This is a genomic window from Limnohabitans sp. (assembly GCF_040401135.1).
GTDB lineage: Bacteria > Pseudomonadota > Gammaproteobacteria > Burkholderiales > Burkholderiaceae_C > Limnohabitans.
This window is the reverse complement of the sequence record NZ_JBBAOV010000001.1, coordinates 1-14,416: the sequence shown is the minus strand read 5'-3', so window position 1 is coordinate 14,416 and position 14,416 is coordinate 1. Positions and strand designations below refer to the sequence as shown.

Genomic DNA, 14,416 nt, shown 5'->3' with positions numbered 1-14,416 from the left:
TTAAGGCTTTGCTAAAACTTGGAGTTCAGGAAAGTCTTTGGCCATCGCTGCTCCATAAAGTGGCTTGTAGGCGCCTTGGTGACAAGTGCTGCAATTGACTTTTGCCACATCACCTTTGGGGCCCAAACGATGGTCTGGGAAGACGTCTGTGAGTGGCGTCATGTAGTCGTTGTTCAACTCACGCGCCATCCGGATGCCATACCAAGAAGTCACCCGTTGCGGCCTTGACTCCTCCCAAGATTGGAAGTTGCGTGTGTTGTGGCAGTAGGTGCAGTTCACCCCTAAGGACTGTGACATGTGCAACATCAACGAATACGTGTGCTCCGTCTGCTTCAGCGATGCGCGGTTGGCGTATGCACCCACTCCCGCCATGGCCTCATTGCCGTTGACCCGAATAGGTGCTGCGTCTTTGAGGTAAGGCGAGAAAGGATCAAACGGCAGTGACGACAATCCAGCCTCTTTGGTCGCAATGTTTTGGCCCGCCAAATCACCCAACAAACTGTTGGCATATTTGCGGTCCTTTGGTTCGGTCCAAACTTGCGTGGGCACGTTGTTGCCACGGTGACAGGTGTAACAAGTCACGCCTGTTTCGGCCACGTGCGGCTTCCAGTCCTGATTGACTTTTTGCGTCATTTGAATCATGCGTCGTGCCACCACTTTGGTGTACTTGCCGTCATCTGCAAAGTTCTGAACGTTATGACAATACGCACAGCCTTGATCAGGCGCTACCCACTGCGTGATAGCCACCATGTGCCGATTGAACTGCCCCACGCTCAAGTCGCCCAAAACCTTGACGTTTTGATACACCTGACTGGCCTTTGGGCCATCCGCCGAAGCGGCGTCTGGTGCTTCAGGCGCTTGGTTTAGAGACGCTTGCTTGGCCAAGATTCTGGGGTTGTAGATTTGCTCCATGCCCGTGCCGCGAAAACCTGTCTGAACCGTTTCAATTGGCGGACGTTCACAGCCCGTCAGCATCACAGCGGCCCAGACGCAAAGGGCTAATTTAAAAATGAGTTTCATGGCTTCACTCCCAGAATTGCTGGATCAAGCACGGTGGGGCTGACCAAGGGGTACGCGGGCACCACATGGTGTTTGACCGACCAGAGATACCAGTTATCCACCACAGTGCCCGTGAGCAAAATACCCACGCCACCGACCAATGGACACAGCACGGCAAACCACCAAGCCCAACGGTGGATGGACTCCATCGTGGCATTGAAACCCATGGTCCAGCGCCAGAACAAGCCAGCACGCTCGGACGCCGTCCCGCGGTCCACAATTTGCTCAATCTCGCGCTCTCCGCCATATCGCGTCACCGCCAAAATGGTGGCACCGTGCATGGCAAACAGCAGCACTGATCCATAAAGAAAGAAGATCGACAAGGCGTGGAAGGGGTTGTAAAACAAGTTGCCATAACGCAGTGAAATAGCCGACGTCCAGTCCAGGTGGGGGAAGATGCCGAAGGGCACCGCCTCAGACCAGCTACCCATCATGACGGGGCGGAAAAAACCACACACCAGAAACAACCAAATGGCTGCCGCATAGGCCCAAGCCACATGCGTTCCCAAGCCCAGTTGTCGAGCTCGCCGATAAGTGCGCGCCCACCAAAGCATGATGGAGATCGTGAGCAAGAAGCCCGTAATGAGCCACCATCCACCTTGTTGCAGGGGCGGAATACTCAATCCATAAGCGGGTGCTGGTGGTTCAAGTGCCAGCCAAAACAACTGACGCACAAACTGGATTGGGTTCCAGTCCACAGAGGCCAACATGTTGAAGCCAATGATGTTGAAAGCAGCGATGCCGAAAATTAAGGAAGCTAGTCCAAGCGTTCCTAAATAAACGGGACCGATTTGAGCATTACCAAGGCGCCCAAACAGGTGCACCAAAAATGGTTTACCTAATCGCTTACTGTTCCCGCGGGGTAATTCAATTCCGTCGTGCAAGGGCCCTACAGGCTGCACTGAGGTGAATAGATTTTGATATTGAGCCATTTCAATTCCTCTCTATGAATCAAGTGCGCCAGATGGGCATGTTGAGCCACCAACCCCACCACTCGGGCCAAGCGCCCGTCCAAAAGGGTCCGCTGACCACAATACAGACGATGCCAAACCAAACACCCGCGAGCGCTAAAAACAAGCCCAAGCGGTGAATACCCAAGGTGCCCACCGAGTAACCAATCAGATCGCGGAAGAACGTGTCTTCGTGCTCTGGCGTCTTCACGGTCTTACCTTTTCCGGGGTTGGTCGCTGAGAGCACCAAGCCACCGTGCATCGACAGTGCAAGCACCGTTGCAAAGAAGAAAGTGACAGCAATCATGTGCCACGGGTTGTAGTGGAAATGAAGGTATTGGTAGGCGGTATTACTCACCCAATCCAAGTGGCTGTAGATGCCGTAGGGAAACGCATGTCCCCAAGCCCCCATCAGTAAGGGACGCACCACTTGCAAACTGAAATACGCCAAGATGGCCATGCCAAAGGCAAAAGGCACATGCAAGCCCATGCCTAATTTCCGGCAAATCTCAACTTCTCTAAGTGCCCACGAAACAAATGCACCCAAGGCACATACCGTGATGAGTTGCCACAGACCGCCTTCCATCATCGGAGCAAACCGCAGCCCATAGGAGAGGTCTGGCGGTGCAATGTTGATTTGCCAGACGTTCCAAGTGGGCCCCATCGCAGCGCCCCACAAAATCATCATGGTGCCTGAGAGCACAAAAAACAAGGTTGTGACTCCAAAGAATCCAACGTAGAAAGGGCCGACCCAGAAATCAAACAGGTCGCCCCCAAAAAGGGTACCGCCGCGCACACGGTATTTGCGTTCAAAACTTAACATGGACATGGTTGCATCCTCCGACCGATTGACTGTTTTGAGGTCTTGTGGGCTTTAAATAAACAATTCAAAAGGACAGACGTACCGTTCAATATGAGCAATGTACGTCTGTCTGAATAAAGACCAAGAGTCCTTACTTTTGCGGCAAAGCCGCGTTCTGGGGCTGAGCTTTCGCCGTAGCCATCTTGGCTGTATCGGGATGCCAGCTGTTGATGTTGTAACGATCGCCACTGATTTGAATCAGATGAATCGTGGTTGAAACAAAAGCGATCATTAAGCCTACGCCAACAATCGCAACTCGCGGATCTATCATTCGCCACATGCGCCACATAGAAATTTCCTTTCTTAACTCACTTGAGAAATAACGGTATATACGGAAGCCCTCACTCCATCAAACATGGACATAGATTCCTCTGCACCAGGAAGCCAACTGCGCCAATTAAGAACGAACAGTTGCCCGACTAGAGCGATCCCCATGAACACGATGAAGAGCAATACGAAAATCATCCAATAACCTTGGTAGTGGTGCATTGGGTCAGACATTGTTTTGCTAACGTTCGGATTTGTCATACATACCTCCTTGTTTTGGTTCTCTTAGAACCAGGGACGCCAGATCCACACTAAGCTGTGGGCGAAGAAAGCTCCTGCGGCCCACAACAGGTAACCCTGTATGAAGTACGTATGGAACTCTTGGGCTTCTTCGTCTGTCAGCCCTGAAGGGTTAGCTGCATCAGTCATAGTTTTTGCCTCTTTCTAAATGCCTTACGGCAAAACCCTGAACCCTTGCGGGTACAGGTCGGTCTGTTGTGGCTTTGACACCGCAACAGGTGGACCCTCGGCCAGGCCGAAGGATTGGACGGACCAACGAATTCAAGTGCACATCTTTCATGCATGTGCTCCTTCGTTCGCTTTTCCGAACAATTCTGTAAATCTTTCCGCTTCGACATGGGAGCGACCGGTTTCCCGTGCATCTCGCTCCGCTTGATCGCGCATGCGCTTGGCTGCTGAAATTCGCACCAACACCGGTTGCTGCTCTAGCAAAGCCTCTAATCTGTCTTGTGCTTCGGGCTCCCACGGCACGGTGGTGTTGGGCGCAGAGCGACCCAAGGTGCCTTCGATCTTGTCCATCTCTGTGCCCAGGGGCAGGATGTGGAAAAGTGCATCAAACAAGCCGTTGCAAAACTCTTGGATGATGTAGGTTGCACCCGCATAGCCCATGAACGGCGTGCCGGTATGGCGACGAATAATCGGCAGTGGAAAACTGGCCGGTATGAAACTGGTTTTCATCATGCCGCCGCCGCCACACTCGGCCAAATAAATGCGCTCGTTGTAGCTGCCGTACAAAATGAGTGGTGTTTTTTCGGTGACCAGTTTGCGCACTTCTGCGTTGTCAGTTTTGGCACCTGCTATGCGCGAGATGGCAAAGTTACAAGGCAGACCCATTTCGTCTTCTAGGAAATGGCGAATGCCGCGCGTGTAGGTTTCGTTGGCCACCACGCCAAAGTTGGCGGTGCCAAAAAAGTCTTGCGTGACAGAGCGCCACAAGTCCCAGATGGGTTTGATAGTGCTGTGCTTTTCTCTTTCAATGAACGGCTCTGGATCGAGGCCGAGCAACTCACCCAAAGAACGCAGGAATTTGGTGGTGCTGTGCAAACCAATCGGCGCTTGCAAATAGGGTCGCTCTAAGGCTTCGCACAGCATGCGGCCGAATTCGCGGTACATGCAAATATTCACATCGGCTTCGACCAAACGCGACACGTCGGCAAGGTGTGAGCCCAGCGGGAAGACCATGTTGACGTCAGCACCAATACCTTGCACCAAGCGGCGAATTTCAGCCAGATCACTGGGGCAATTGAAGGCGCCGTAACTGGGCCCAATGATGTTGACGCGAGGACGCTCGCCCTCTTTGCGTTCACGCTTGGGCACGTGCTTGATACCGTATTGCTGCCATAGCCAATACATGGCGCGGTTGGCACATTGCCACTGGTCTTCGTCGATGGTGCGCGGCAAGAATCGTTGGAGGTTGGTGCCTTCGGGCGTGACGCCGCCACCAATCATTTCTGCAATCGAGCCTGTGACCACAACGGAAGGTAAATCGGGGTTGAGCGTGGCGTGCGCACGGCGCATGGCGCCTTCGGTGCCTTCGCGGCCCAATTGTTCTTCTGCCAAACCGGTCACCACAATCGGCAGCTCGTGGGGCGGCAGTGCATCGGTGTAATGCAGCACCGATGTGACAGGCAAGTTCTCGCAGCCCACGGGGCCGTCAATGACAACTTGCAAGCCTTTGATGGCGGTGAACACATACACCGCTCCCCAATAGCCGCCTGCACGATCGTGGTCAAGAACTAGCATCAGATCATGGCCTCCGCTTTGCGTTTTTTGGCCAGCTTTTCAAGCTGTCTGCGTGTTTCGGCTTCAAAATCAGGCCGGCCTTGCGGCACACCGTGCGAGGCCTCCCAAACGCCAGCGGCATGACCTGTTCCGGTGTCGCCAAAGAAGGCTTTCATTTCGTCAAACCGTGATTTGTTGGCAATCGCGCCATTGATCACTTGCGCCAAAGAACCCGCACCCGCTGGCCCCATCAAGGGACGCGCAGAAATGAGGTTGGTGAAATACAGGCTTGGAATGCTCAGCTCTTTGGCCGCCTGGACCACCGGTGTGGTGCCAATCGCCAGATCGGGCTTCCACTCGTGCATGGCGGCCAAGTCTTGCTCCAGCGATGAACGGTATTGAACATGCACGCCATGTGCTTGTAACCAATCACAGTCAGCAGCACTCCAAGGCGTTTTAGGACAAGCTGTGCCGACGTAGCGCAGATCAGCACCACTCTCCACCAGCAAACGTGCCACTAACAACTCAGAGCCTTCATAGCCACTGAGCGTGATGCGCCCTTTGATAGGTGACTTAGCCAAAGCACCTTTAATGGCGCCCAGCATGATGTTTTTCACCATGTCAATTTGGGCTTGAGGCACATTGGCCGCGTTGCCGATGGCTTGCAACCAGGCTTCTGTGCCGTCATGTCCAACTGGGGCTGAACCCACAATGGGACGTCCCGCCGCTTCAAATTCGCGGACGCTGGCGGTGTAGAAAGGATGGATGGCCGCAACCGCTGCGCAATCGAGTGCGGCATACAGTTCGCGCCATTCGCGTGTGGGCACCACGGGGCCAGGAGCAAGGCCCATGGGCTCGAGCATGCGGCCAATGATCATGGGGTCGGCGGGAAACATTTCACCAATCATGGTGATGGTGGGTTTGTCAGAGCGGCCTGTGCGAGGCGCTTGAACGGGGCCCGCCACAATTTCTTCGCGTGCATATTTCAGCATGGCGCCAGCCAACACATCTTTGGCTTCTGCGTGTGTGGGTATACCAAAACCTGGCACATCAACACCAATGATGCGAACACCGTTGATCTCTTTGGGCAGCAATTGCAAGGGCACGCCACTGGCTGTGGGCACACACAAATTGATGATCACGATGCAGTCGTATTTTTCGGGATCGGCTTGGTCGTAAACAGTTTCGCGAATGTCTTCAAACAACTTGCCCGTCACCAAGGACTCTGAGTTAAAAGGCACGTAGCCCACACTGCGTCTAGCACCGTAGAAATGCGAAGTAAAAGTCAGGCCATACACGCAGCAAGCCGAACCCGACAAAATGGTGGCGGTGCGGCGCATGCGAAGGCCCACGCGCAGAGAACCAAATGCAGGACACATGCTTTGTGGCTGATCGTGCGGACCCGCTTTAGGGTCGACCGGATAGTCCTTGGCATATTGCGCCAGCACTTCAGACTTGCCTGAGGCTTTGGCGGCCGCAAGCATTTTTTCGCCACCCGAATGGCAACCCATGCCATCACCCTCGATGGTGGTGCTCATGCCTGCTGGGGCTTGAGAGGCTGGGACGATAGGGATCGTTTTGCTCATGATGTCAGACTTCGTCGTACACAACTTCAAGCGTGGGCTTGCTGGTGTCGGTCTTGCCGCACATGTCAAATTGGGTGGCCGGCTCAAGCACCACATCGCGGCCGACAGCTGAAGCTGCAAACAAGCCCAACAACTGGTCTTGTGTCATGGGGTTCGGCCGAATCGGCACTGATGTATGGACGTTGGCGGCCAGTTCGGCAAACATCGGGCCCCAGACGGAATCAGGGCGGCCAATGATTTCGTAACTAGCGCTCTTTCTGCGAATGTCTTCATTGGCAGGAATGGTGGACAACACAGGAATGCCCACCTTCTCGGCAAAATTGGCAGCCTCGCCGGTGCCATCGTCACGGTTGATCACCATGCCGGCCACACCCACATTGCCACCTAGCTTGCGGAAATATTCAACCGCAGAACACACGTTGTTGGCCACATACAGTGACTGCAAATCGTTACTGGCCACCACAATAACTTTTTGGCACATGTCGCGTGCAATGGGCAAACCAAAGCCGCCGCAAACCACGTCGCCCAAAAAGTCGAGCAGCACATAGTCAAAGCCCCACTCGTGAAAGCCCAGCTTCTCTAACAGCTCAAAACCGTGAATGATGCCGCGACCACCGCAGCCGCGTCCGACCTCGGGTCCACCCAATTCCATGGCGTACACGCCATCGCGTTTGAAGCAAACATCGCCAATGGCAACTGCTTCACCGGCCAATTTTTTCTTGGAAGATGTCTCAATGATGGTGGGGCATGCACGGCCACCAAACAACAAACTGGTGGTGTCGCTTTTTGGATCGCAACCTATTAGCAAAACCTTTTTTCCCTGCTGTGCCATCATGTAACTGAGGTTGGCCAGCGTGAAGCTTTTGCCGATACCGCCCTTACCGTAGATAGCAATAATTTGCGTTTCTTTGGTGGGTGCCTGTGTGCTGACAGTCTCAATAGGCAAGGCCGCCTCTTGGCGAAGACGATCCACAAATTGAATGGTTTGTTCTGATGATGTAGATTGTGTTTTCATGCGTGAGCGCTCCAGTCCAGAACCATCTTGAGACAAGAAATATCACCAAACGCCGTCTCATAGGCAGCGTTGGCAGATTGAAAGGCTTGCACATGTGTGACCAAGCCTTCTAGCGAAAGTTGCCCGCTGTTCACCAGTTGATTCACTGCCAATAAATCACTTCTCTTCCACTCGGCGGCAACACGGATTCGCGCCTCGCGAGAGAATGCAGCGGGGTAAGAAAACTGAAGGCCGTGTTTGTAAAACCCCGCCAACACGATTTCGCCGCCGGGACGAATGCGTTGGATCAAGTGGTCCAAAACACAAGCATCGTCATTCATGTCGTAAATAGCTTGGTAGTCTTTGCGTGGATCGTCTTCAGGACGAATGACTGAGTACCCTTGTGCACCTTTGGCAATTTCAGCTTGCGTTTCCCAAACAGTTGGGGCTGGACAACCGGCCGCAACGGTGAGTCGCGCCAACAATCGCCCCATTACACCGTGACCAATGATCAGATCAGGGGGCGTGAATGGCTCATGCGCGCCACCACCTGAAACAGCGTGATACGCAGTAGCAGCAAGCGCCAACAACACGGCGTTGACACCAAGATCATCTGAGACCGGCAAAACCAACTGATCGGACACCACCAAACGCGAGGCAGCACCGCCAGACACGCTCTTGACACCCGCGAAGCAATTGGCACCTGGCACAAACACCATGTCGCCTTCTTTAAGCTTTGACCCTTTGTGCGCCTTGACCACTTGCCCAAAGGTTTCAAAACCCGGCACAAGGGGATATGCCATTCCTGGAAGCGCTGAAATGCTGTCATCCCACAGCATGCGCTCTGCACCAGTGCTGATGCCGCTGTATTGCACAGCCACCTCTAATTGGCCGACTTTGACTTCAGGCAACTCAAGCGCCTGCAAAGACATTTGCTTGGGTCTGTCAAAAACAAGGGCTGTTGATTTCATGGTTGTATTCTTGGCGTTACATTGATATGTGTCAACACAAATTTACATCTTTAAATGAAAACTAGGGCAAACACTTATGCTTACGCCCCAAAAGAATTTGTGCATGAATGGGCATGTTGTTGGGCACTTGCTCGATGCTGCCAAAACCTGCCTCGCTCATCATCCGCATTAATTCTTCTGGTGTTCTCAAGCGGCCCGCTCCCATGGCGAGCAAGTAAAAATGAAAGTAGGCATCGGTTTGCGCCGCCCCATCCATGCCGCGTGATGGGCTTTGTGCCATCGGCTCAGCCAGAAGCAACGTGCCTCCAACAGGCAGTGCATCATGTATTTTTTGCAACAACTGCTGAACCACCTCGTCGGGGTGGTCGTGCGCCACGCGAACCAGCGTGACCAAGTCAGCCCCTTGGGGCAGCGGGTCATGCAAGAAATTGCCAGGGCACAAACTCAAGCGATCGAGCAAACCTTTGCTCTGAAAAGTGGCTTTGGCTAATTCAAGTACGGGGGGCAAATCAAACAATTTCAGCTTCAGATGCTTTGCGTGCAAAGCCAGTTCGCTGGCAAATCGGCCCTTGCCTGCGCCTACATCTAACACGCAGCGGTGCTCTTCAAAATAGTAGGACGACAGAATTTCCTGAACCACAAACTCCTGCGAGGAAGCCATCAAGTCCGAATAGCGACTGAACTTGTCTTGGGTCGCGCGGTCGGCCGCTTGCGCATCATGTGCATAGGGCCAGTATTCAGCCATGCTGCCCTGCCAAGCATTGTTTAAAAAAGCCAACGGGTCTTGCATATCCTGATACAACAAATGGTTGTGCTCAACCATGGCCCCAATCCCTGAATGCATGGCCAAGGGCACACCTAAAGCACCCAAGCCAAATCGATGCTGGCTGCGGTGCTCCAACAGTCCCAAAGAAACAGCAGACAGCAATAAACGCTGCAGCGCTTGCTCTGGCACCTGCGTTTGAAGTGAGATTTGCTGAAGGTCTAGCGGCCTGTGGTGCAGCATTTTGAACAGGTCTAAACGAACGCATCCAAGCAGCACTTGTGAGTAAACAAAACCCGACATCAAGTCGAAAATTTGCTGCGTTCGACGCTTGGTAATCCAACGTGTCAGGGGGTTACTTAACGACCACTGATACAGCCGCGGACTGGCATACAAACGCTCCAACCACTGAAGCACTTGGTTATGCCAAGTGCTCACGTTCATCAGCGCATCGGGCAAGCGAGTGGCGTTCAAAGGCTTGGTCATTGGATGATTTGCTGTTGACGTTTGGCACGCACGCGTGAAACCGGCGCCGCTGAAGGCTTGGTGCTGGCAGCGCGTTTTCGGTAGTCTTCACACATCGATTTAGGTACCAAGCGTTGCGACTCTAGCAAGACCAATTGCATCAACATCTCTCTGCAAGCGCAGTCTGGGATAGCCTTGCCGGCTTGGTCGATGAGTGAATCAAAATGCTGAATCGCGCCGTCTAAACCCATGGCCTGGGCAGAACTGGGGCGCTCGTTGAGCTTGTCTTGTCCGACGGGTTTGCCCAACATCGCGATGTCTCCCAGCACATCACGAATGTCGTCAGCAACTTGATAAGCCTCGCCTAGGAAAGCACCCAAAGCAGCCCAGGGCTCGGCTGATTGGCCGCTTGCAATAGCCCCCGCGCAGGTGGCAGAGACAAACAATGCACCTGTTTTAGAACGCTGGTACTGCACCAAGTCTGCAGACGTTTCACACTCCCATGCTTGCCCAGCCACGATGCCATTGGGTAAGCCAACACCTTGCGAGAGGTTGTCCATCAATGCAATCAATCGCTTGGGGTGATGTCGGCCAGCATTGATCAACACTTGATAGGCCATGACAATCAATCCGTCACCGGCCAGCAGTGCCAAGGGTTCACCGTAAGCTTTGTGAACCGTGGGTAGGCCCCTTCGAAAATCGGCATTGTCAAACGCTGGCATATCGTCATGCACCAACGAGGCACAGTGCATCAACTCCAAGGCAACCGCTGCTGCATTGGTCAGCTCGGGCGCATCGTCTCCACAGGCGGTAGCAACGGCCAAACAGAGTTGCGGGCGAATTCTGGCGCCCCCTGAAAACACAGCGTGATGCATCGAAGCCTGCAATCGGGGTGGCGCCCCCACGCCAGTGACCGCTGCAAAGTGCGATTTCAACGCCTCTTCGGCTCGCTTGGATAGACTCATAAAGCCCCCTTTTTTAAGGAATTTGCACAGATGAATGACACATCGATAAGTAAATATATCATTACATATGCTATTGTCAATACAGATTGACACTTTTAAAATTCGATCATTCAGACTCTCGGGGGAAAACAGATGAACGACACGCTTTCCAAGTATTTGCCTGCCGACGACGCGCAAAGGGTATTGCTTCATAACGAAATTCACACACGCCCGTCAGCAACCTTTAGATTGCCAGCACTGGTTGTTTATGTCGCTGTATTAAATTCAAAAGTATCAACAGCAGAAGAGTTCGAACACCTCAAGCGGTTGCCTCAAACGCAATCGTTGGAACTCGAAAAGATGAAAAGTAATTTTTTACAAATTCAGTGCATTGGCTACAAGGTGATTTGGGAAAGGCATTCAGAGTTCACCCGCTACACGATTGTTCAATCCTTGCCAACGGGTGCTCAATGGGGAAGCGATTTGCCCGACCTTGGCGAACATGCAGCAACTGGAAGCGAATGGCTAAAAAGCATTCCAGGAAAAACCATCACGGCCATTCATTTAGGAATGTTGAATGAAGGCATAGACGACCCTGACGCGTTTTACAAAGCTAAAAAATGGCTGGGAAATGGCACGATGATCGGCTCAAAAATGGGGCGGACAGCTGACAACCAATCGCACTCGCACCTGATGACTAATTTGAAAATTGGGCCAGATGGTTTTGAACGAATCTTGGTGCTTGCCGCAGCAGAAACTTCCGAAAATCGAGCGGGACGAATTGCACAAAGACTGCTGGAGTTAGAGACTTACCGCATCATGTCTTTGCTGAGCCTGCCTATCGCAAAACAACTGGCTGTGAAACTGCGGGATACGGAGGTAAAGCTGGTGGAGATTACCAATCGGCTTGAAAAACAGAACGACAGTGATGAGATATTGATGAACGACTTGGCACCTTTGGCGGCTCAAGTTGAAAGCATCACGGCTGAACACAGCTATCGCTTCTCAGCTGCGTTGGCCTACGACGCAATTGTGCGTGAACGCATTTCCGAAATTCGCGAGCAACCTTTGTCGGGCATGCAAACTGTTGGCGAATTTATGCAGCGCCGGCTGGCACCTGCCATTGCAACAGTCAAAGTCACCTCCGAAAGGTTGTCGGCCTTGGCCGAACGCGTGGCCAGAGCCAGTGCACTGCTGCGGACCCGGGTTGAAATCGCTGCCGAGGCTCACAACCGGCAATTGCTAGAAAAATTAACCCGCGGGCAAGAACTGCAACTCAGACTTCAAGCGACCGTCGAGGGTCTGTCGATTGCTGCGATTACTTACTATGTAGTCAGCCTAGTCTTGTTTGTGGGGAAAGCTCTGAAAGCCTACGGACTTAACGTCAACCCCGAGTTGCTGGCTGGGATGTGCACTCCCGTTGTCCTGCTATTTTCTTGGCGAACGATTCAACACATCCATTTGCGGTTGAAAGAGACCTGAAATTCAATATGCTTTCATTGGGCAACGTTACTTCAATCCCTTAAGTGTCGAATTTAAAAACGCCACGACGTGCGTCAAAGCAATTTGAGGTTGCTCCTCCTGAACCAAGTGCCCCAACTTGGGCAACAGCACGGTCTTCGAGTTCGACAAGACATTTGCATAACTTTGGGCATTGCTGCTCGGAATCATCTGATCTTGCTCACCCCAAATGAGCAAGGTAGGTGCCGTGATTTGCTTTAAGCGCGGCACGGGATCTGTATAGATAGTTTGATTCGATCGCTCCAAAATGGCAGCACGAACACCCGGCGCCCTCAGCATGTCGTAATAGCGATCCACCAAGCTGTCGCTCAATGCACTGACGTCAAAGAATGCTGGCTCAATTGATTTACGTACCAAGAACTTGGGTAAAGAAAATTTGATCACGCCCATGATCGAAGGCATCGCATAGGGCTTGCTGCCAATGTCTTTGGCATCAGGAAAACCATCGGGCGCCATCAGCACCAAAGCTTTCACGCGATCAGGCTGAGCGGCGGCTAGGCTCCAAGCCATCTTTCCACCCATGGAGTGCCCGACAATAGACAGGCTCGACACTCCTAGCTTGTCAACAAAATGGGTCAATGTTGCTAAATCGTTTTGCTCTGAGTAATCATGCAGTGGGCTAGGACCTGTAAGACCAAAGCCAGGCAAATCTAGCCGGATCACTCGGTAATGCGGCTCTAATTTTGCGGCCCAAACATCCCAAGTTTGCAAGCTAGAACCAAACCCATGCAGCAGCAAGACAACAGGTGCGTCTTTAGGGCCGGTGTCTTTGTAGTGAATATTCAACCCATTCACTTGCACCACATGCTGGTCATCTGATGCATAGCGAAACTTAAGCTCGGACAACTCTATGTCGGGCGCCCACAAGCCATAAAGCAAACCTATTGATAAAAAAGCACTTGCCAAAACAGCCCCGCTTAGATCAAAAAATTTAAACATTCGAAAACGGATTTATCAACCTGTAGTTTTTCTCACATTATCCATATTACGCCTTTGAAACCTCCATCTATACACGTTATGCGCCAGCACATCCTTCACGCGGGGACTTATTCAAGACTTTGACAGGGCTCATTAATTTCAGTCAGAATTGTTTATATGAAAGCCAAAGCCATTGTTTTTGAAGCCCCAAAATCCTTGTGTGTTCGTGAACTTGAACTCGCTCCAATGGGCCCACTCGATTTAGAGGTTGAAGTTTCTTTCAGTGGCATCAGCACTGGAACAGAACGGTTGTTGTGGGAAGGCACCATGCCTGCCTTTCCTGGTTTGTCCTACCCCTTGGTACCAGGCTATGAAACCGTGGGCACCATCGTGGATATGGGCGCAGAGGTGCCAAACCTGAATAAGGGAGATCAGGTTTTTTTACCCGGTTCGTATTCGTTTCAAGGTGTTCAAAACTTATTTGGTGGCTCGGGCTCTCGTCTGGTGGCCAAGCATGACCGCGCTGTCAAACTTGACCCCTCTCTGGGCAACAAAGGCGTGCTCTTAGCCTTGGCAGCCACGGCGCATCATGTGTTCACTGTCGGCCGCGAAGGTGCGCCCTTGGCCTACCCGGATTTGATCATTGGTCATGGCATCATGGGCCGGCTATTGGCACGGATGGTGGTTGCGGCTGGCAAGCCCGCCCCGGTGGTCTGGGAAACACAACCCATTCGACAATCAGGTGCGATGGGGTATGACGTCATACACCCCGATGAAGACACTCGCAAAGATTACCGTTGCATTTGCGACGTTAGTGGCGACGCGGCCATTTTGAATCGCGTCATCGCCAAAATGGCACCGGGTGGCGAGGTCGTGCTAGCGGGCTTTTACAAACAAGACCTGTCTTTTGCGTATGCACCCGCGTTTATGCGCGAGGCCTGCATTCGTATCGCAGCGCAATGGAAAAAACATGATCTCGATGCCGTTGCAGCCATGTTTCATGACGGCAGTTTGCCGCTCGATGGCCTGATTACCCACACAGAAAAAGCAATGCATGCACAGCGTGCCTACGAAGTCGCTTTTGGTGATCCGCA

The 14,416-nt window shown here is 52.6% G+C and carries 15 protein-coding genes; 2 read left to right on the top strand and 13 right to left on the bottom strand.

The genetic code is table 11. From position 1 onward, the window contains the following. The 12 genes from pufC to ABWP81_RS00020 form a co-directional block, all read right to left on the bottom strand. Window positions 1-1,020: a photosynthetic reaction center cytochrome PufC gene (pufC, locus tag ABWP81_RS00075; RefSeq protein ID WP_353132354.1), complete on the bottom strand. Its 1,020-nt coding sequence runs from the start codon at window positions 1,018-1,020 to the stop codon at window positions 1-3. Continuing rightward, complete coding sequence (gene pufM, locus ABWP81_RS00070) at window positions 1,017-1,991, bottom strand: photosynthetic reaction center subunit M (protein WP_353137983.1); 975 nt, start codon at window positions 1,989-1,991, stop codon at window positions 1,017-1,019. Before pufM ends, pufC begins: the two co-directional genes overlap by 4 nt. Before the next feature lie 19 nt (window positions 1,992-2,010). After that, complete coding sequence (gene pufL / locus ABWP81_RS00065; protein WP_353132350.1) at window positions 2,011-2,838, bottom strand: photosynthetic reaction center subunit L; 828 nt, start codon at window positions 2,836-2,838, stop codon at window positions 2,011-2,013. Between the two features lie 124 nt (window positions 2,839-2,962). Further along, window positions 2,963-3,160, bottom strand: a complete 198-nt coding sequence (locus ABWP81_RS00060) for a hypothetical protein (RefSeq protein WP_353137980.1) — start codon at window positions 3,158-3,160, stop codon at window positions 2,963-2,965. A 14-nt stretch (window positions 3,161-3,174) separates the two neighbouring features. Continuing rightward, window positions 3,175-3,399, bottom strand: a complete 225-nt coding sequence (locus ABWP81_RS00055) for a hypothetical protein (protein WP_353132346.1) — start codon at window positions 3,397-3,399, stop codon at window positions 3,175-3,177. 24 nt (window positions 3,400-3,423) lie between these two features. Continuing rightward, window positions 3,424-3,567, bottom strand: coding sequence for a light-harvesting antenna LH1, beta subunit (pufB, locus tag ABWP81_RS00050; protein ID WP_100171968.1), 144 nt, complete (start codon window positions 3,565-3,567; stop codon window positions 3,424-3,426). Window positions 3,568-3,714: 147 nt separating this feature from the next. Next, on the bottom strand, window positions 3,715-5,181 hold the full coding sequence (gene bchZ, locus ABWP81_RS00045) for a chlorophyllide a reductase subunit Z (RefSeq protein ID WP_353137977.1): 1,467 nt from the start codon (window positions 5,179-5,181) through the stop codon (window positions 3,715-3,717). Next, window positions 5,181-6,746 carry a chlorophyllide a reductase subunit Y gene (bchY, locus tag ABWP81_RS00040; protein WP_353137974.1) on the bottom strand — a complete coding sequence of 522 codons (1,566 nt, stop codon included), beginning with the start codon at window positions 6,744-6,746 and terminating at the stop codon, window positions 5,181-5,183. Before bchY ends, bchZ begins: the two co-directional genes overlap by 1 nt. 4 nt (window positions 6,747-6,750) lie before the next feature. After that, window positions 6,751-7,761 carry a chlorophyllide a reductase iron protein subunit X gene (locus ABWP81_RS00035; RefSeq protein ID WP_353137971.1) on the bottom strand — a complete coding sequence of 337 codons (1,011 nt, stop codon included), beginning with the start codon at window positions 7,759-7,761 and terminating at the stop codon, window positions 6,751-6,753. Continuing rightward, entirely contained in the window at window positions 7,758-8,711 is a 954-nt protein-coding gene (gene bchC / locus ABWP81_RS00030) for a chlorophyll synthesis pathway protein BchC (protein ID WP_353136738.1), read from the bottom strand. The genes ABWP81_RS00035 and bchC (ABWP81_RS00030) overlap by 4 nt, the downstream gene beginning before the upstream one ends. Before the next feature lie 61 nt (window positions 8,712-8,772). Then, entirely contained in the window at window positions 8,773-9,960 is a 1,188-nt protein-coding gene (locus ABWP81_RS00025; protein WP_353137968.1) for a methyltransferase, read from the bottom strand. Continuing rightward, window positions 9,957-10,904 (bottom strand): polyprenyl synthetase family protein, encoded by a 948-nt coding sequence (locus ABWP81_RS00020; protein ID WP_353137965.1) that lies wholly within the window; start codon window positions 10,902-10,904, stop codon window positions 9,957-9,959. The genes ABWP81_RS00025 and ABWP81_RS00020 overlap by 4 nt, the downstream gene beginning before the upstream one ends. A gap of 132 nt (window positions 10,905-11,036) precedes the next feature. Here ABWP81_RS00020 and ABWP81_RS00015 point away from each other — a divergent pair, with 132 nt between their 5' ends. Continuing rightward, complete coding sequence (locus ABWP81_RS00015) at window positions 11,037-12,365, top strand: DUF3422 family protein (RefSeq protein WP_353136747.1); 1,329 nt, start codon at window positions 11,037-11,039, stop codon at window positions 12,363-12,365. A 27-nt stretch (window positions 12,366-12,392) separates the two neighbouring features. Here the strand turns inward: ABWP81_RS00015 and ABWP81_RS00010 are convergent, their stop codons facing one another. Further along, window positions 12,393-13,343, bottom strand: coding sequence for an alpha/beta fold hydrolase (locus ABWP81_RS00010; protein WP_353137962.1), 951 nt, complete (start codon window positions 13,341-13,343; stop codon window positions 12,393-12,395). Between the two features lie 156 nt (window positions 13,344-13,499). Between ABWP81_RS00010 and bchC (ABWP81_RS00005) the strand changes: the two genes are divergently transcribed. Then, window positions 13,500-14,416 (top strand): chlorophyll synthesis pathway protein BchC (gene bchC / locus ABWP81_RS00005; RefSeq protein ID WP_353137959.1); only part of this gene is annotated, 917 nt, incomplete at its 3' end.